The sequence below is a fragment of the Paenibacillus sp. N119s genome (assembly GCF_059447605.1).
Map to the genome: position 1 here is coordinate 1 of NZ_JCAJRU010000084.1, position 18551 is coordinate 18551.

General features: G+C 45.7%; 18 protein-coding genes and 1 other RNA gene. 1 reads left to right on the forward strand and 18 read right to left on the reverse strand.

All coding sequences use genetic code 11. From position 1 onward, the window contains the following. Nucleotides 1-576, forward strand: a 576-nt coding sequence (locus tag AC5V8P_RS11790) for an aminotransferase class I/II-fold pyridoxal phosphate-dependent enzyme (RefSeq protein WP_495473644.1), incomplete at its 5' end; no start/stop codon positions are given. 276 nt (nt 577-852) lie between these two features. On the opposite strand, the gene rnpB is transcribed toward AC5V8P_RS11790, so the two are convergent. From rnpB to AC5V8P_RS11880, 18 genes are all read right to left on the reverse strand, one after another. Further along, nucleotides 853-1251, reverse strand: an RNA gene (rnpB, locus tag AC5V8P_RS11795) — RNase P RNA component class A. Between the two features lie 79 nt (nt 1252-1330). Continuing rightward, nucleotides 1331-1897: a flavin reductase family protein gene (locus AC5V8P_RS11800; protein ID WP_063210107.1), complete on the reverse strand. Its 567-nt coding sequence runs from the start codon at nt 1895-1897 to the stop codon at nt 1331-1333. 62 nt (nt 1898-1959) lie between these two features. Next, nucleotides 1960-3075 (reverse strand): Nif3-like dinuclear metal center hexameric protein, encoded by a 1116-nt coding sequence (locus AC5V8P_RS11805; protein ID WP_064796039.1) that lies wholly within the window; start codon nt 3073-3075, stop codon nt 1960-1962. Then, on the reverse strand, nt 3051-3812 hold the full coding sequence (locus AC5V8P_RS11810) for a tRNA (adenine(22)-N(1))-methyltransferase (RefSeq protein WP_064796038.1): 762 nt from the start codon (nt 3810-3812) through the stop codon (nt 3051-3053). The genes AC5V8P_RS11805 and AC5V8P_RS11810 overlap by 25 nt, the downstream gene beginning before the upstream one ends. Next, nucleotides 3809-4648, reverse strand: coding sequence for a hypothetical protein (locus tag AC5V8P_RS11815; protein ID WP_064796037.1), 840 nt, complete (start codon nt 4646-4648; stop codon nt 3809-3811). Before AC5V8P_RS11815 ends, AC5V8P_RS11810 begins: the two co-directional genes overlap by 4 nt. Before the next feature lie 87 nt (nt 4649-4735). Continuing rightward, a complete protein-coding gene (gene rpoD / locus AC5V8P_RS11820; RefSeq protein ID WP_007431230.1) occupies nt 4736-5869 on the reverse strand; it encodes an RNA polymerase sigma factor RpoD in 1134 nt (377 codons plus the stop codon). Between the two features lie 42 nt (nt 5870-5911). Next, nucleotides 5912-7786, reverse strand: a complete 1875-nt coding sequence (gene dnaG, locus AC5V8P_RS11825) for a DNA primase (RefSeq protein WP_196771818.1) — start codon at nt 7784-7786, stop codon at nt 5912-5914. Continuing rightward, a complete protein-coding gene (locus tag AC5V8P_RS11830; protein ID WP_081276752.1) occupies nt 7779-8255 on the reverse strand; it encodes a YaiI/YqxD family protein in 477 nt (158 codons plus the stop codon). Before AC5V8P_RS11830 ends, dnaG begins: the two co-directional genes overlap by 8 nt. A 120-nt stretch (nt 8256-8375) precedes the next feature. Continuing rightward, entirely contained in the window at nt 8376-10451 is a 2076-nt protein-coding gene (glyS, locus tag AC5V8P_RS11835; RefSeq protein WP_063210102.1) for a glycine--tRNA ligase subunit beta, read from the reverse strand. After that, entirely contained in the window at nt 10444-11331 is an 888-nt protein-coding gene (glyQ, locus tag AC5V8P_RS11840) for a glycine--tRNA ligase subunit alpha (protein WP_013372135.1), read from the reverse strand. The genes glyS and glyQ overlap by 8 nt, the downstream gene beginning before the upstream one ends. 405 nt (nt 11332-11736) lie before the next feature. Then, the gene (gene recO, locus AC5V8P_RS11845) at nt 11737-12489 is read right to left on the reverse strand and encodes a DNA repair protein RecO (protein WP_064796036.1); all 753 of its coding nucleotides are present in this window, start codon (nt 12487-12489) and stop codon (nt 11737-11739) included. A gap of 42 nt (nt 12490-12531) precedes the next feature. Beyond that, a complete protein-coding gene (locus AC5V8P_RS11850; protein ID WP_081276746.1) occupies nt 12532-12669 on the reverse strand; it encodes a YqzL family protein in 138 nt (45 codons plus the stop codon). Between the two features lie 518 nt (nt 12670-13187). Further along, entirely contained in the window at nt 13188-14090 is a 903-nt protein-coding gene (era, locus tag AC5V8P_RS11855; protein ID WP_063210100.1) for a GTPase Era, read from the reverse strand. Between the two features lie 49 nt (nt 14091-14139). Next, complete coding sequence (locus AC5V8P_RS11860; protein WP_063210099.1) at nt 14140-14514, reverse strand: diacylglycerol kinase family protein; 375 nt, start codon at nt 14512-14514, stop codon at nt 14140-14142. Beyond that, a complete protein-coding gene (ybeY, locus tag AC5V8P_RS11865) occupies nt 14514-15011 on the reverse strand; it encodes an rRNA maturation RNase YbeY (protein WP_064796035.1) in 498 nt (165 codons plus the stop codon). Before ybeY ends, AC5V8P_RS11860 begins: the two co-directional genes overlap by 1 nt. 55 nt (nt 15012-15066) lie before the next feature. Beyond that, nucleotides 15067-17313: an HD family phosphohydrolase gene (locus tag AC5V8P_RS11870; RefSeq protein WP_064796034.1), complete on the reverse strand. Its 2247-nt coding sequence runs from the start codon at nt 17311-17313 to the stop codon at nt 15067-15069. 95 nt (nt 17314-17408) lie between these two features. Further along, entirely contained in the window at nt 17409-18380 is a 972-nt protein-coding gene (locus AC5V8P_RS11875; protein WP_016821588.1) for a PhoH family protein, read from the reverse strand. 6 nt (nt 18381-18386) lie between these two features. Continuing rightward, on the reverse strand, nt 18387-18551 hold a 165-nt coding region (locus tag AC5V8P_RS11880; RefSeq protein ID WP_495426686.1), incomplete at its 5' end, for a sporulation protein YqfD.

The window sequence follows — 18551 nt, forward strand, 5'->3', positions numbered from 1 at the left end:
TTCCCCTCCTTATTTTCTATTGATCAACAGCTAGGTGGCGCTGGTCATGTAATGTACACTTCTACATTCTCTAAAACTGTCGCTCCAGGTGTTCGCTCTGGCTGGCTGGTAGCCGATCAAGCCATCGTCGTTAAGACCGCAAATGCCAAACAATCTGCCGATCTGCACTCCAGCAGTATTGACCAGCGTGCTTTGAACGAGCTGTTGGACTTCTTTGATTTGGAGGGACATATACGTACCGTGTCCGCTGAATATCACACTCGTATGCTGCGTCTTACATCCCTGATGAAAGAACGCCAATGGGAAGGAATTACCTGGAATGATGCACTTGGCGGCATGTTTATGTGGGTTACCTTACCTGAAGGCTTCCGTTCTGAGCAGTTGCTGCAACTCGCGATTCAGGAAGGAGTCGCATTTGTGCCTGGACAAGTCTTTTATGCTGATCTAAGCGGCAGCAACCATATGCGAATCAACTTCACGCATACCGATCCTACCCTGCTTCCAAAAGCAGTTGACCGATTGGATCGGGCCCTGAAGAAGTATATGGAGGAAAATGTAGTAAAAACCATGCGTTAATAGATTGCTGGCTCTACGCTTATGCTTGCACGTTTTTACGTCAGAAGAATTGTAAGTTGAAAACACGCTAAAGCCCCCATTGACTACGCTGGGGGCTTTAGTCTATACAAGTACGAATTGCGTAATCCGGTCTATACACTAAAAAAGGTGCTTCATGATTCCCAGAGGAATATGAAGCACCTTTTTTTAGTTCAATAAATACAGTTGGATTAAAGATTACGCATGCAAACAGGTCATTAATAAAAGTTAAATTCATACATTGTAAGGTGTTGCAGTGGGGAAAGTTTTCCGTAAGCCGGGTTCTGTGCTATTCGTGGTACAAACGGGAACTACCCTCCCACTAAAAGCGACAATCATCTATCTAGGCCGAACATTGCTATTCAGCTCCAGCGACCAACCTAGACACGCCTCGGGCTAAGGCTGCTTCGCGAAGAAGCTGTGTCCCTTTAGGTCTTGCTCCAGATGGGGTTTACCAGGAACGAAGTCACCAGCGTTCCTCGGGGTCTCTTACACCTCGGTTCCATCCTTGCCTGTGCCGCAAGCGGCCATCGGCGGTCCATTTCTGTGGCACTATCCTTCAACTCGCGCTGACTGGACGTTATCCAGCATCCTGCCCTATGGAGCCCGGACTTTCCTCTCGTGGCTTACGCCACCAGCGATTGTCTGTCAAACTTTCCGAACAACATTACATAGTATACAGGGAACATGCGCAGGATACAACCCTGAAAATATTGTAAAACATAGAGATCTCTCTTTAATTGCGCAAATAAAATGGATGTACCTTTTTCTGTAATGAATCATCTGCTACATAATAAGCAGACCTTCCCACGTATAACGGAATAGAAAGCTTACTAAAATCTGGCATATCCTCATCCAGAAATAGTTCTTCATCCCGGTAGGTCTGCTGTATTTCACCGACAATCCAATCATGATCTCCGTAGGTATGAATATCCACTACTTTACACTCATAGGCAAGATACGCTTCCAGCAATATTGGCACATCCACTGAAATTCCGTCCTCATATGCAATCCCAAACTGCTGAAACTTATCTACATCTTTGCCGCTAAAGGTACCTACAGCCTGAATCCATTCCGATCTGTGCGCAGGCAAAAACTGAACACCAAAACCTCCACTTCTCTTAATCAGTCCGTGAGAATACGTTTCCTTCCTCAATGAAATGCCATACATGCCCGGTGATGACCCGATATATGTATGCCAGCCTGAGGCCATGACATTATTTACTCCCTCATAGCGGGAAGTAACGACTGCAACCATGCCTGGATAAGCATGAATGGCAGACTCGGCTATCAACGTTCGCATACAACCTCTCCCTACGAAAAAATGTAATAGTGCATCTTTATTTTCTCATAGATGTGAAGGTTTTACAAAAATTGAAAAGGTTCGGTGTTCACTTCAGATACATATACTTCCGTTGAGTATCGACCTTCTGCCAAACGTTTGCGCATCCACTCTGCCGTTTTAGGCTTCATAATCTTTTCTGCGTTATGTCCAGGGTCAATAATAGCTATACCAGCCATCAGGGCATCATGAGCCGTGTGATAGTCGATATCCCCCGTCACTAATACATCAGCGCCTTTAAAGAGCGATTTATTCACATAACGGCTGCCAGAACCCCCAAGCACGGCTGCTTTTTTAACCACACGATCCAAGTCACCTACTACACGTACATGCTCAACGTTGAGACCGTCTTTCACAATGTCTACAAATTCCCTTAGCGTGCGGGCTTCCTTGAGCTTACCCACTCGTCCCAAACCAAAGGTGCGGCCTTTCAAATCCATAGAATACAGGTCATAAGCCACCTCTTCATAAGGATGAGCCTTCAGCATCGCTTGAACAACTTTATTACGTACACCCTGCGGTACAATGGTCTCAATACGAACCTCTTCACTACGTTCCATTTTACCAGGCTCGCCCAAAAACGGCTGTGTGCCTTCGCCTGGCACGAAAGTTCCGTAGCCATCAATGTTGAAGCTGCAATGGCTGTAATTACCGATATGTCCAGCTCCAGCATTCAGAACGGCATCCAGCACACGTTGATGATGTGTTTTGGGTACGAAAACGACCAGCTTGAATAATTGCTCGGTGTGAACATCCTCCAGTGTACCTTCACTTTGAATACCCAGTGCTTCCGCCATCCAGTCGTTCATGCCGTCCTCTGCCGTATCCAGATTCGTATGACTGATGTAGACAGCAATATCATTCTTGATCAACTTTTCATACAATTTGCCCGCAGGCTGATCCGTGTTCAATGCTTTAAGTGGGCGGAATATAATCGCATGATGCGCAATAATGAGGTCAGCCTTTATGCGGATCGCTTCTTCGACAACCTCATCATTGACATCCAGGGCCACTAATATGCTTTTGATGTCTTTTTGCAGGCTGCCCAGTTGAAGTCCGATTCTATCGTCTGGAACTGCCAAGTATTTCGGAGCCAGCTGCTCCATATAACTGATTACTGTCTGTCCTTTGGCAAACATGCAAGTACCTCCTCCAGCTGTTCAATTTGCTTGCGCAATTGCTCCTGCTTCTGCTGCGCGGATTCCTGATCTGACCGTGCCACTTGGGCCAGTACATCCTGAAGCTTGCGAATCTCCAATTGCCATTTCAAAAAAAAGATTTCATTTGGTGCTTTAACCAATAACGGTCCAAGTTGTATCAACAAATCCTCTGTTAGTACCAGCGAACTACCTGGAAGTACCCATGGCCGATACAGGTCATCCTGTTTCAGTGAGCTTTCAGAAGCAGGTACTGCCGTTAGAACTTCGTATACTTTACCATCCTCTTCCATGATATGTTCGTTTGTGAGTACCCATTGATGCTTGATGAGCCAGCGTCGTAAAATATCCTCGCCCACATTGGGCTGTAAAACAAGCTGTTTCACTGAAACAAGTTTGTCTTTCCCTTGCTCCAAAATGGAAGCAATCAAGGCACCACCCATGCCTGCTATCGTAATAACATCTACCTCATTAGCCTTAATTACAGCCAAGCCATCCCCTTTTCTAACCGCAATGCGATCTGTAAGGCCTGCTTCAGCCACCTGCTTTTGAGCCGCACGCAATGGTCCATCATTGACCTCACCTGCTACCGCTTGCGGTACTCTGCCACAGCGCACTGCAGCCACAGGGAGTAGTCCGTGATCCGAGCCAATATCAGCTAGTCTGCTACCGGCAGGAATCTGTTTCAAAATATATTGTAATCGCTGAGAAAGTTTCATGACGTCACCCACGTAATCCATTTTTTTCGAGTCCAAAATAAAATCCCTACAACAAAAGCCAACTTCAGTATACTAAAAAACACCACTTCCCCGGCTGCTTGATGGCGCAGGATGATCGTGTCTGCTTCCGGCATAAACACTAGAGTTATCCCTATAGCAAAGTAAACCAACGCAAGACGCGGAAAGCGGCGATGCACCCACCAGCTTAAACCAATCAACAATACTGCGTGTAAAATCCAAAATACCTCAAGCATCGCTAAAGTAGCTGTAGGCCAATAGCGGCCTATAAGAACCGCATACACTAAAAGCAGCCCGGCAAGACCACAGTAATGAAGCAAGCTGATACGCAAAGTTGATCCCACGAGACACCATATCAAACCGCATAGACCCACAAGCACTAGAAACCAAACCTTAGCTTCACCTTGATGAAGCTGAATGATCCATACACCCGAACCCAGCATAATCGCACTGCCTAAAGTGCTCAACATTGCACTCATACTCTTTTCGGAAGACCGCCAAATTGCGGCCATTCCATAGCAAATCGCAGTAACTGCACTTGCCGAGAATATTTGCATTGCCAACGGAAAAGCGGTAAAATAAAAACCGATCAAACAAATGCAGGAAATAATGACAAAACCAAGAAGCCAGGCCATCCCATGCCCGTGTTTAAGATATGTAAGCAGCCCGGTATTGTTACGTTTCTGGCTTTGTGCCGGATTTTCATCGTCCCGATATAGGTTGGACAGAAAATCGCAATATTGCTCAGGGAGCAGTCGACTTTGCCGCCAATGCTCAATTTCATGTAACAGTATTGTCCGTTTTTTCTCCTGGTCCAAGCTTCTTCCCCTCCACCAAGGCTGCCATGAGATAAAAAAAGACCTTCTGCGCGCTTCAAGCCGCAGAAGGTCCGCGATGTTACCCTTCTATTCGAGGAAATCCTTCAGTCGCTTACTGCGGCTTGGATGGCGCAACTTACGCAGCGCTTTGGCCTCAATCTGACGAATACGTTCACGTGTAACACCGAACACTTTACCCACTTCTTCAAGAGTTCTGGTTCTTCCATCGTCCAAACCAAAACGAAGACGTAAAACATTCTCTTCACGTTCAGTCAACGTATCCAGTACATCCTCGAGTTGTTCCTTCAGAAGTTCATAGGCAGCCGCATCTGCAGGCGCCAATGCTTCCTGGTCCTCAATGAAATCCCCCAAATGTGAGTCATCTTCTTCACCAATTGGTGTTTCCAATGAAACCGGTTCTTGGGCAATTTTCATGATTTCCCGTACTTTTTCCACGCTCAGCTCCATTTCGGCAGCCACTTCTTCCGGCGTAGGTTCACGCCCCAGCTCTTGCAACAGTTGACGCGATACACGAATCAACTTGTTGATCGTTTCCACCATATGCACCGGAATACGGATCGTTCTCGCCTGATCCGCGATTGCGCGCGTAATGGCCTGACGAATCCACCAGGTTGCGTACGTACTGAATTTAAAGCCTTTTTCATAATCAAATTTTTCTACTGCCTTAATCAAGCCCATATTACCTTCTTGAATTAGATCCAAGAAAAGCATTCCGCGACCAACATAGCGTTTGGCAATACTTACCACCAGACGCAAGTTTGCTTCAGCCAACCGACGCTTAGCTTCTTCATCGCCGTTGTTGATCCGTTTGGCAAGCTCCACCTCATCATCAGCAGAAAGCAACGGTACACGACCGATTTCCTTCAAGTACATCCGGACTGGGTCATTAATTTTAATACCGGGAGGCAGGCTCAGATCGTCATCGAAATTAAAATCATCCCCGTCATTGTTTTCCGGGTCGTCATTTTGACGCAATCTGGTAACTTCTTCGTCGTTGTCATTTACAACCTCAATCCCCAAGTCACCCAGCTGCTCATAAAACTCATCCATTTGCTCGGGGTCCTGATCAAACGGCGACAGTTTTTCCATGATATCTTTGTAGTTCAGAGAGGAACTTTTCTTACCCAACTCAATCAGTTGATCTTTGACCTGATCCAGTGTTAATTCCGTCTCCAGTTCAGTATGCTGATCATTCGCCATCTTTCGACTCCCTCCTCCTAGAAACATCCGACCTCTGTGTGTTCATTGTCTCTCTAGGGCTATAATCTCACTTGCAATTTGTGCTGCACGCAAAAAATCACCTGAGCGCTCAGCGATTTTCATTTCTTCTCTTTTCAAATCCAGTTGCTCCTGCAATGGAAATTTTCGCACCTGACGAATGTAATCATCCAAAATGTGCGGTGCCCATACGCCTGGAGCATCCATCATCATGATCGAACTTACGTTCTTCTCCAGTCGGTCGTCTTGCAAAGATGAAATAAAACGGCTTGTATCCGGTAACTTCCCTTGCGCGTAATAGGCATATAGATAAGCAGCAATTGCCGCATGATCCTCAATATTAAAGGCGTCCCCCAGATGCTTTTCTACATACTCTGCAGCTTCTAAATCCTGCATCATCCAGTGAAGCAGCCTGCGTTCAGCCACATGGTAAGCCGGCAACAGATTGGGCGTAGGGACCTGCCCTTTTTTATGCCTACCATTATTCCACCCATTTTCGTTATTATCCCCAAAGTTCTGTTTTTTTTGCAGGGATTGGCGGAGTAAATTGCATTCTTGCTTTAAGGTTTCAAAATCCACCTTGACTTCGGCAGATACTTCGCGCAGATACACTTCCCGCTCAGTCGGGGATGACAGAGGTGCAATGACATTTAATGCTTCGCGGGAATACGCGATTCTTCCTTCTTCCTCTTGCAGTATATGGTTTTTTTTCAGATATATAAGCTTAAATTTCACCGTTGAAACAGCACTTTCGATAATTTGGCGTTGAAATCGTTCAGCACCATATTGGCGGATAAAATCATCCGGGTCCATACCGTCGCTGACTATCGCTACTTTTACGTGAAGTCCCGCATTTTCCAACAGTGGAAAATTTTTAAGCGCTGCCGCTTGTCCTGCCCGGTCACCATCATAACAAATAATAACCTCGTCGCACAGTCCTTTTAACATCGTAGCATGATGCTCCGTTAGAGCCGTCCCCATGGCGGCCACTCCATTTTGCACGCCAGCTTCCCATGCCGAGATGACATCGCCATAACCTTCAAAAAGAACACTTTGACGAAGCTTGCGAATTGAGGTTTTAGCATGATGGAGATTGTACAGCGTTCGGCTCTTGTTAAAGAGCTTGGTCTCTGGTGAGTTCAAATACTTCGGCTGTCCCTCGCCCAGGATACGGCCTGCAAAGGCTATAACTTTGCCGTTACGATTCCAAATGGGAAACATGATACGATCTCTGAACCGATCTACATATCCATCTCCTTCATGCCGGGGAGAGATGAGTCCTCCCTTTTCCATTTCGACAGGATCAAAAGAACGCTTCTCTAGAAACTGAACGATCGTATCCCATCGGTTGGGTGCATAGCCAATTTGGAATTGGTCAATGATCTTGTCACTGAACCCCCGTGAACGCAAATATTCCATAGCTGGTTTGCCGTGCTCCGTATTTTTAAGCAAAAAATGGTACATCTTAGAAGTTAACTCATACGCTTGCAACAGCCTGTCCAACTCAGGATGCTGATGCGATGAATCACGTCCCTGCCATTCGCCGAGCGGAATATGACTTTCTTCTGCCATTGTCCTGACAGCTTCGGGAAAGGATAGTCCTTCGATTTCCATCATAAACTTGATGGCATTGCCTCCCGCGCCGCAGCCGTAGCAGTAAAAAATCTGACGATCCGGTGTCACGGTGAATGAAGGGGTTTTCTCGGAATGAAAAGGACAGAGGCCTTTCATATATTTCCCCTGTTTGGTCAAATGCACGTACTTGCTTACCGTATCTACAATATCATGATGTTGTAAAACCGACTCGATGATATCGTCCGGTATGTTGCCTTGTCCGGCACTCATATTAACCACCTTCATCTCTTTAGCACGTAAATATAATTCGATACCGTTACTCATTCTCCTGCAAGCGAAGTAAAAGTTTTGTCAGTTTATGTTGAAAAACTTCACGATCCTCTAATGTAAACGGTTTAGGGCCTTTGCCATAACGTCCTCTTTTCCGTTCTTTGGCAGAAGTATGACGCCGGTCAAGCATGAAGTCTATCGAATCGTTTCGATATATCGTTCCGCGAAAAGACATCACTTCACAACCTTTTGCCAAGGCAAGTGCAGCAAGACCATAATCATTGGTGGTTACAATATCTCCGCGGCGGATATGATTGGCAATATAGAGATCGGCACTCTGGTCGCTTCGGTCTACTCTAACAACGCTTACGCCTTTGCTGCCCTGAATGAGGTGATCATACGAAGATACCATAATAACGTCAATATGAAAACGGGAAGCTGTCTCTGCAATTTCACTTTTAACAGGACAAGCATCTCCGTCAACAACGATCCGTACATCCGGGAAATTTCCGGGCCCTCCCATGAGCATCCCCCATCTCCATCCGCAATCGAGTAAAATACGGAACGGCTGCAAGATCACTCTTACACCGTTCCGTATATTTATACCCATTTTTTCAAGTTGTTCATACTACCACAACCGAGTTTAAACTACAAGCTTGGAAAAATCGGCAAAGCGCTTCAATTCTGAGTCAATAGCAGCCAGCAATGCCAAGCGATTATTACGTACAGCATCATCCTCAGCCATAACCATAACGGAATCAAAGAACGCCGTCACCGCAGGAGTAATGGATGAAGCAAGTGCCAATGCCTGCGTCGCATCACCTTCCTGCAAGGCTGTACAATAAGACTCATAAGCGCCATACCATGCTTCGTACAGGTTTTTCTCGCCCTGTTCCGTAAACTCACCTGTATTCACTGACTTATGAACTGCTTTAGCAGCCAAATTACCTACGCGATTAAAAGACTCTACAGTGGCCTTGAAGACATCACCCGTTTGTACCGCAGCCATTAATGCAGCTCCACGGTTAACCACAGAAGCAACATCGTCATATCCAGCTGAAAGCACAGCATCCACAACGTCATAACGAAGCGTCTCGGACAATAGTTTCTTCACACGCAAACCAAAAAACTCATGTAATTCTTTACGTATTTCATCTGCGGAACGTTTCATATTTCCAAAGTTGCTGTGCACATCGAGCGCGATGTTGAACACATCAGACAATGTAGCGGAAAGCTTACGATCCAGCAAGATCTGCACGATACCTGCTGCCTGACGGCGAAGCGCGTAAGGGTCCTGTGAACCTGTCGGAATAATACCGATGGAGAAGCAGCCTGTAATGGTATCTATTTTGTCTGCGATACTTACAATCGCTCCAGCGTTCGTCGAAGGAACCGTTTCTCCTGCGAATCGCGGCTGGTAATGTTCAAACACCGCTCTTGCCACTTCTTCCTTCTCGCCAGCCTTACGAGCATAGTCCTCGCCCATAACCCCTTGCAGCTCCGGAAACTCATAAACCATTTGTGTTACAAGGTCAAATTTACAAATATCTGCTGCTCGGCTAACGGATTCCTGTGTATCTGGGGAAACGCGAAGCTTCTCTGCCAGAGCATCAGCAATGCGGCGAATTCGGCGTACCTTGTCTCCAACTGTTCCCAGTTCTTCGTGGAATACGATACTTTCCAGCTTGGAGAGTGCATCCTTAATTTCGAGCTTCTGATCTTCTTCGTAGAAGAATTTGGCATCAGACAGTCGTGCACGCAATACTTTTTCGTTTCCTTTTGCAATGACTTCCAGGGATTGACTGCCACCATTACGTACTGTAACAAAGTATGGCAGCAGCTTTCCTGTGCGATCCAGCACTGGGAAATAGCGTTGATGTTCACGCATGGAAGTAATCAATACATCTTTCGGAATGTTCAGGAATGCAGGGTCAAATCCCCCGAACAGCACTGTTGGAGTTTCCACCAGATACAGTACTTCTTCCAGCAAATCATCCTTGACCGCAATCGTCCAATCTTTCTCGGTTGCCAATGCTTCAATCTGCTTCAGAATAAGTGATTGGCGTTCCTCAATGTCCACAATGACATGTTGCTTGCGAAGGACTTCAACATAATCTGCCGGACTTTCTACAACGGCCTCCTGTCCAAGGAAACGATGGCCTCTTGTCACATTCCCGGACTGCACGCCAGCGATCTCCAAATTAACAATATCGTTGCCAAACAAGGCTACCAACCAACGGATTGGACGAACAAATTTAAAGTCGTAACTCGCCCAGCGCATAAATTTAGGGAATGTCATGGCATGTAAAATGTGTAGTAAACCTTCGGACAGCACATCGGCCGTCGGTACACCTATGCTGCTCTTGGTCGCGTAAATATATTCCACGCCTCCAAGCTCTTTGAACGTAAATTGTTCAGGATCTACACCTTGACTGCGGGCAAAGCCTAGAGCAGCCTTACTCCAGTTACCAGCTTCATCGAGCGCAATTTTGCGGGAAGGTCCTTTAACTTCTTCGTTAATATCTTCTTGCTTCTCCGCTACTTCCTTAACAAGTACTGCCAAACGACGAGGTGTAGCATAAGCCTCTACAGCACTGTAAGCAATACGCGAGCTGTCGAGCCATGCCGTCATACGTTCCTTCAACTGCTGAATCGCATTCGGGATAAAACGTGCAGGCACTTCTTCCAGCCCGATCTCAAACAATAAATCCTTAGACATTTGCCGCACCTCCTTTCTTCAACAGCGGGAAGCCCAGCTTCTCGCGCTCCTCTAGGTAGGTCGCAGCCACCTGGCGCGCCAAATTACGTACTCGGATAATAAAGCCAGTCCGTTCTGTTACACTGATTGCTCCGCGAGCGTCCAGCAAGTTGAACGTGTGAGAACATTTCAGCACATAATCATAGGCGGGGAATACAAGATGCTGCGCCATCGCTTTGTTCGCCTCTTCTTCATACATATTAAAAAGAGTAAATAGCATTTTGACATCAGATACTTCGAACGTATACTTGGAATGCTCAAATTCAGGCTGGTGGAAAACATCACCATACGAGATTCCATTAACCCACTCCAAATCGAACACATTTTCTTTGTCCTGGATGTAGGAAGCAAGACGCTCCATACCGTACGTAATTTCAACTGCAACCGGACTGGCATCAATACCACCCACTTGCTGGAAGTACGTGAATTGGGTAATTTCCATACCGTCCAGCCATACTTCCCAACCTAATCCCCAGGCTCCCAGCGTCGGTGCTTCCCAGTTATCTTCCACGAAACGAATATCATGCTCCAGTGGGTTAATGCCCAAACGGCTCAAACTCTCCAGATACAATTCCTGAATGTTATCAGGTGAAGGCTTCAAAACCACTTGAAACTGATGATGCTGATACAGGCGATTCGGGTTCTCCCCATAACGTCCGTCTGACGGACGGCGAGAAGGCTCAACATAAGCTACGTTCCACGGCTCAGGTCCAATTGAACGTAAATACGTCATCGGATTCATCGTACCTGCCCCTTTTTCCGTATCATAAGGCTGTACAATAATACAGTTGTGTTCTGACCAAAATTGTTGCAGCGTTAAAATCATCTGCTGAAAATTCATGGGTACACGCTTCCTTTCCAATTTTCCTAAAATGTTGGTGATTTCTAACCATTAAGCTCATATGTACAGGGCTAATTTAACCATAAGCCTTGCTAGAGACAGCAAAAAGCCCCCGCCTCTACGCCTGTACAGACGTAGGGACGAGAGCTGACTCCCGCGGTTCCACCCTACTTGATTGCGATCCTACATCACCAGTCAGAATCGTAATCCTCTTTTCCGTGTCCATTCAGACGCTCCCGAGTGCCATGTTCACGAAAAATTCCCGCTGGGCTTACACCGTTCCCAACTCGCTAATTACAGAGAATACATTTCGTTACTTTCTCGTTCAATGCATCTGCTCCCAAAGGAGATATATAGTAGGATATTACACGTTTTGAACAATGCAGTCAAGAGAACAACCGTATTTCACATATCGTACTTATCAAGCTGGTCCAGAAAATTACGGGATTTCAGCTTAACCTCCAACTGCATATCCATGAACTGACGCATGACATGTTTGATCTCCAGCTTGGTGGAGTCCTTCACGTCGATATTGCCAAGTCGATTCAAATCAATTTGGGCGAATAAGCGCAGCAACTTCAATGTACGTGGAGAAACACTCAACGCAGCCGGGTCAAAATGCTTATAGCCTCGACATAAAACCCCGCCTAACCTCGGGCTGATGAACATATCCTCATCAGCACATTGTTGACCGCTAGAAATACAAGCATCAAGCTGAGGTGCATATCCGGATGCCTGCAATATTTTAAATTCATAAATACTCATGACGATCAGCGGATCTTTGCCACTCTCCAATGCCTCTAAACAGGCTTTAAGCTGCTTAAACCAAAATGCGCCTGTTTCCTCATCCTGCAACACCCGATCAAGCAATTCACAAGCATAGGAAGCATAAGCAGCCTTTGTAATATCCTCGCGCAGTGTATGGTGGGATTGGATAATTTCACCGGCATTCAACGTGCCCAAGCCTGTATTGCGAAAAAAAACAAATTCACCGTAGGTAAACGGCTGTGTTAAAGCAGCATGACGGCTTTTGGATTTTTTCGCACCTCTGACCAGCACGCCTACTTTGCCGCCGCTTTCGGTGCAAAGCGTAATAATTTTGTTCCCCTCACCGTAATCCATGCAGCGGATGACGATTCCTTCCATCCTGTAGAGCATGCTTCTTCCCCCAAACATTCGCGAAGAAGCCAGTGGTTCGCACTATTCACAGGCTTCTTCATGCTCGTCCGACTCTCCTTCATCCGTGTCTTGCTCCCCTATCACGGCGCTCTCCCTGTACAACAGATACGCACCGACATCTCCAGTCATCGCAAAATACTTCCACGAAAAATCTCGCAATCGTATTCATCCCTTTCTTCGGAAATGACGTCTGCATCTCAAAAATAGGATGGTGCGAAGAGAGGGAAAGTATGTGATGAAATAAATGGATTACGTTGAAAAAGGCTACTGTGTACGGTCTGGACACCGCTTTGCGAATGATTTGATCTTACGATCGCTGTTACCCCTGAATTTATTTTATCCAATGAGAAAAGGAGTAAATTCAGGGGTAAAGCCGAACGCTGACGCTTCTTCAGATTCAAATTCTTCGCTCCGCTACAACGTGCATACAGTTACAATAAAATAACTCTTTTAAAAGCACTCCTTATTTCATCACTGGAAGAAAAGGGTAGGAATAGCGAGAAGTTAAGCGCCGCACAAGAGCGGCGCTTGGAATGACCGAAAGACTTAATCCATACGTCAGTGGTAGAGTCGGACGGCTTTTTTATGATGCTGCAACAATTATACGTTTTGATTGATATCAATTTTAGTCTGTATAATCCTTTGGACCAAAGTGATCGTAGATATGATATCTACTTTTAGGCGTCGCGATGGAAGCCAAGGTCACGAAGGACACGTTCCTGATTGCGCCAGTCTTTTTTGACTTTAACCCAAAGTTCCAAGAAAATTTTGGAGCCTAACAAGTTTTGGATGTCTTGACGGGCCTGTTTGCCTACCTCTTTGAGCATAGCTCCCTGTTTGCCGATAATGATCCCCTTCTGGGAATCACGTTCTACAAAAATAACCGCCATAATATGCACTACCCCATTATCCTGCACCTTCATGTCTTCAATCATAACCGCAATAGAATGGGGTACTTCCTCACGTGTCATATGCAAAATCTTTTCCCGTACCAGCTCGGCAATGACAAACTGCTCTGGATGGTCGGTAATTTGGTCATCAGGATAATATTGTGGACCTTCTGGCAAGTATTTTTGTATCTGTTCCAACAAGGTATTTACATTATTACCCATTTTAGCTGAAATCGGCACAATTTCCGCAAAGTCATACAACTTGCGATACTGCTCAATCAGGGGCAACAAGGCTTCTGGCTCAATACGGTCAATTTTATTCAACACCAATATAACGGGTGTTTTTACTTGTTTAAGCTGTTCTGCAATAAAACGGTCGCCTCCGCCTAAACCTTCAGCAGCGTCAATAAGAAAAAGCACCGCTTCAACTTCACCCAACGTATTAAAAGCGGTCTGATTCATATAATCGCCCAATTTTGACTGGCGCTTGTGAATCCCTGGTGTATCCAAAAATACAATTTGTGTGTCCTCTGTGGTGTATACACCGTGAATTTTATTTCGTGTCGTTTGGGGCTTGTCTGACATGATGGCGATCTTCTGCCCAATAACATGATTCATCAATGTTGATTTTCCGACATTGGGTCTGCCAACAATTGCGACAAAGCCAGATTTAAAGTGTTTCTTAGCCATTTTATTTCCTCCAGCGCGTTAAGCACCTAAATTTTAGTTTACTTTATCATTAAAACAGCTGACTTATTAACGTCAACACAGGTCTATAAAATACAAATATACCAATAATTACAGCAAAAACCGCTGCCAGGAGCACGGCTCCGGCGGCGGTGTCTTTAGCTGCTTTGGCCAGCGGATGAATATCAGGTGAGATCAGATCCACCGCTGCTTCAACAGCGGTGTTGATCAGTTCGGCTACAATGACTATGGCAATGGCCAGGCACACGAATAACCAGTCGAGCCGGGAGATGCGCAAAGTTAACCCTGCCACTATGACAAGGAGCGCCACGACCACATGTATCCGCATATTTATTTGCGTACGCAGAGCATAGATCACGCCTTCTGCGGCATAGCGAAAGGTCATTCTCCAAGGCTGACGTCTCATTACCGTGTCAACCCCACTTGAGCCAGCACAGCTTCCTGCTTACCCATCATTTCAGCTTCACTTGCATCGTCCTGATGGTCATAGCCTAACAGATGCAGAAAACCGTGAACAAACAAAAACCCGATTTCACGCTCAATTGAATGTCCGTATTCTTCGCTTTGAGCTTGCGCTGTCTGTACAGAGATAATAATATCCCCCAGAACATCCGGTACATCATCTAACGGATTTTCTTCCGTTGGTTCGTAGATAATTTCAAGTTCTTCATTCAGTGTTTCCTTCATAGCAAAAGACAACACATCAGTGGGACGATCAATTCCCCGATAGTCTCGGTTTAACTCATGAATTTGATCATCATTCACGAAGGTAAGAGCGACCTCACCGTCTGTAATCCCTTCCGCTTTGCCAGCCTGCTCTAATAAGGTGTTCAGCAGCGTGATCAACGATTCGTTAATTTCCATATCGTTTTGTTCATTATTCCAAGCTAATTGAAGGCCCATGCCAACCGCTCCTTTTAATTCTAATGCTTTAGCTGTGCTTCATGCACAAGTAATATTAAGCTTTTCCATTTTCAGGCTTGGGTCTTTCCTCTGGATATTCAATACGGGAATGAAAAATTCCCATTACGGTTTCCTTAAGAGTTTGAGCCACGATATCAAGCTCCCTCATGGTCAGTTCACAGTCGTTAAACTGGTGATCCTCTAGACGGCTCTTAATAATTTTCTCAATCATGGATTCTACCTGTTCCACTGTAGGTTTTCGTAAGGAACGAACCGCCGCTTCCACGCTATCAGCAATTCCTACTACAGCAGCCTCTTTCGACTGAGCCTTCGGTCCAGGATAACGGAAATCATCCTCTGTGAAATCAGGCTCCACCCCTCGCTCTTCCGCTTCACGCAATGCCTTGTGATAAAAATAGTGCAGGAATGTCGTTCCATGGTGCTGTTCGGCTATATCACGAATTGGCTTAGGTAGCTTGTAATCCAATTGCATCTCCACCCCATCACGAGCGTGAGCTATAATGATGGATTTACTCAGCTTGGGCTCTATTGTATCATGTGGATTTTCCATCCCATTTTGATTTTCAATAAAATACGAAGGTCTTTTCGTTTTACCAATGTCATGATAGTACGAACCAACCCGGCACAACAAGCCATTGGCCCCTATAGCCTCTGCTGCGGCCTCCGATAGATTACCTACCATGACGCTATGATGGTACGTGCCAGGAGTCTCGGTAAGCAGCTTGCGGAGCAATGGATGATTGGGATTCGACAATTCAACAAGCTTCAGTGCGGACAAGATACCAAAGGTGGACTCAAAAAATGGCATTAGCCCTATAACAAGAATCGCTGTAACCAGACCGCCTGCAAAAGCAAAGGCTATCCCATAGAGTGTCGTTGTTTGAGTCCAGTTCCCTTGGTCAATCAGCGCCAGAGAAAAAACAGCCAGAGCCCCAAACAGGCAGACCATGATAGCGCCCTTGAACAGGGTTGAACGCTGGCTGGCCCTGTGGGTGGAAAAAATTGCCGCCAGACAGACTACAAGGGCAAAGAATCCAAAATTAAAATCAAAAATCTGTCCCTGACGGACATTCAAAATCACACTTGCCAATATACTGAATATAAGGGCACACACGAATGCCAGCGACATATCAAGTAACAGCGTTACGAGCATAGCCCCAAGCGCGATAGGCGCCAGATAGCCGAGGTAGGCTCGTTCACTAGTCTGCAGTATAGAAATTAACAGCATGGCCCCCACGGTGATCACAAAAATTAACACCAGCATGAGCAGTTGTGCATTATTATACTTGAAGTTTCGTGTTCGTGATTGGAATTGACGAATATACATAAATAGACCCAATGCCAGCATCATAGACAGCATCAGCAGGCCAAATTGTGGCCAATAGTTGATTTTATCCTTGAGTAGCTCGTTCTCATCAAGCAGTGTATAGATTTCCTGGGTAATAACCTCACCCTTTTTGACGAGTACTTCACCCTGTTTAATGTAAACTGTCGGTGTATCTTCACGAGCCTGTACTTTGGCATCCTTCGTAGCTGTATCATCATAAAACTTGTTGGCTGTAATCACAAGCCTTGCAAGTTCCTGAACAACCTCCCGGGAGGTACGTTTGGTAAGCGAGCTTGTACTCACACGCTCCGCCACCTTGGCCCGGGCTGTCTGGGCATCCGTAATTTGATCATTCATCAATCCTGTCACAATCTCACGGGCCACGGGCCGCATTTCAGCAATATCCTCAGATGTAAGTCGCGGAATTTTGATGTATGTTTCCTCTGGAATTCGGTACGTTTGCTCTTTCGTTTTTTCCAGCACCTCATCCAGCAACTTATCTGGGTAGGCATCCGCATTACGGCTATTGTTCACAAAATTTTGTACAAATTCCCGTGCACGTTGAGGAATCTCATCTTTATAAATTGCAATCTTGTCCGCTCTGGAGACCTGATCATCCTGATTGAGCCGTTCAATTCGATCCAAAATACCAGTAATCAGGTTATCATTGCGTATCGGTACAATAGTATACATGGGCTGAACGCGCTCAGCTGATTCCTCTTGGGCCTTCAAAGTCGCCTTACTGTTAGGAAGCTGCATTGGAGCAACAATTTCCTTTTCACTTGGTTGATTCACCCGGATATCATAGCGTTCGGGAAGCAGCTTGGACGCCAAACCCACATAAAAAAGAACCACCAAAAATAAAAACAGAAGATAGCGTGTTGCCACGCTATACTTCCATCCATTCATTCTATGCTGGAACGTTTTTCCCTTAGATAATTCCTTCGAGGTCATCTAAAACAATCCCTCTCCATCATCTTTTTCAAAGCAGCTACGCTGCTCGTTTTATACGTTTTCTGATCATACACACTATACTCCTGCTTAGGGGCTTAAGCTTGATTCTCAGCAACACGGTCATAAGCGACGATGATTTTTTGAACCAGGGAATGGCGGACAACATCCTCTTCCGCAAACTGGACAAAGCCTATTTCCTCAATCCCTTTTAAAATCGCATTTGCTTCGATCAGACCGGATTTTTTGCCACGAGGCAAATCAATTTGCGTAACATCACCGGTGATAACCATTTTGGAACCGAAGCCAAGTCGAGTCAAAAACATTTTCATTTGCTCTGGCGTGGTGTTCTGAGCCTCATCCAAAATGATAAATGAGTCATCCAGCGTACGCCCCCGCATATAAGCCAGTGGTGCAATTTCTATCAATCCGCGTTCCAGTGCTTTTGCCGTCTGCTCTGGACCCATCACATCGTATAGGGCATCATACAGCGGGCGTAAATACGGATCAACCTTTTCCTGTAAATCCCCAGGCAAAAAGCCCAAGTTTTCACCAGCTTCCACCGCAGGACGAGTCAGCACAATACGCTTGACTGAACCTTCCTTCAAGGCAGCTACGGCCAGCACTACAGCCAGATAGGTTTTACCAGTTCCTGCCGGGCCAATCCCAAATACAATATCACGCTTCTTAATCGTGGTTACATAATGCTTTTGTCCAATTGTTTTGACACGAATCGGTTTGCCCCGAAACGTTGTCGTAATTTCTCCCTTGAACAAATCAAGCAACTGATCAGCGCGCAGATCTTTTGCCAGCTCAATCGCATAATGGACATCCCTTTCGGTCAGTATATACCCATTACGAATTAACTGGAGCAAAACATCGAACAATTGTTCGAGCACTTCCACTTCGTGAGCATCACCAAAAACATTAATTTCTGCCTCACGAGATGCTATTTTTGCAGGAATAGCTGCTTCGATCAATTTTAAAAAGGAATCCTGCGGGCCGAATAATGCCTGACCTTCTCCCGCACTGTTCAATGCAATTTGTATGCTGCGTTGTTGTTCTGCCAAATAGCCTCATTCTCCTTGGTTATGAACTAACGGAAGTTCTTCCGCAATATCCTGTTCCACTTCAAAAAGTACTTTCATATAAACTTTACCATTCTCTCTCTTCTCATGCAAAATTTTTTGGCTCATTATTTTCGTTCCTTTGCCGTATTTAGCTAAAATATCCGCGCGCGC

What these genes read in the sequence shown, in the direction of transcription:
- AC5V8P_RS11805 (WP_064796039.1), bottom strand. Translation starts at nt 3,075, where the DNA reads ATGTTTGCCAAAGGACAGACAGTAATCAGTTATATGGAGCAGCTGGCT.
- glyS (WP_063210102.1), bottom strand. Translation starts at nt 10,451, where the DNA reads ATGTCTAAGGATTTATTGTTTGAGATCGGGCTGGAAGAAGTGCCTGCA.
- AC5V8P_RS11860 (WP_063210099.1), bottom strand. Translation starts at nt 14,514, where the DNA reads ATGAGACGTCAGCCTTGGAGAATGACCTTTCGCTATGCCGCAGAAGGC.
- glyQ (WP_013372135.1), bottom strand. Translation starts at nt 11,331, where the DNA reads ATGAATTTTCAGCAGATGATTTTAACGCTGCAACAATTTTGGTCAGAA.
- era (WP_063210100.1), bottom strand. Translation starts at nt 14,090, where the DNA reads ATGGCTAAGAAACACTTTAAATCTGGCTTTGTCGCAATTGTTGGCAGA.
- AC5V8P_RS11810 (WP_064796038.1), bottom strand. Translation starts at nt 3,812, where the DNA reads ATGAAACTTTCTCAGCGATTACAATATATTTTGAAACAGATTCCTGCC.
- recO (WP_064796036.1), bottom strand. Translation starts at nt 12,489, where the DNA reads ATGCTCTACAGGATGGAAGGAATCGTCATCCGCTGCATGGATTACGGT.
- ybeY (WP_064796035.1), bottom strand. Translation starts at nt 15,011, where the DNA reads ATGGGCCTTCAATTAGCTTGGAATAATGAACAAAACGATATGGAAATT.
- AC5V8P_RS11870 (WP_064796034.1), bottom strand. Translation starts at nt 17,313, where the DNA reads ATGACCTCGAAGGAATTATCTAAGGGAAAAACGTTCCAGCATAGAATG.
- AC5V8P_RS11830 (WP_081276752.1), bottom strand. Translation starts at nt 8,255, where the DNA reads ATGGGAGGGCCCGGAAATTTCCCGGATGTACGGATCGTTGTTGACGGA.
- rpoD (WP_007431230.1), bottom strand. Translation starts at nt 5,869, where the DNA reads ATGGCGAATGATCAGCATACTGAACTGGAGACGGAATTAACACTGGAT.
- AC5V8P_RS11800 (WP_063210107.1), bottom strand. Translation starts at nt 1,897, where the DNA reads ATGCGAACGTTGATAGCCGAGTCTGCCATTCATGCTTATCCAGGCATG.
- dnaG (WP_196771818.1), bottom strand. Translation starts at nt 7,786, where the DNA reads ATGAGTAACGGTATCGAATTATATTTACGTGCTAAAGAGATGAAGGTG.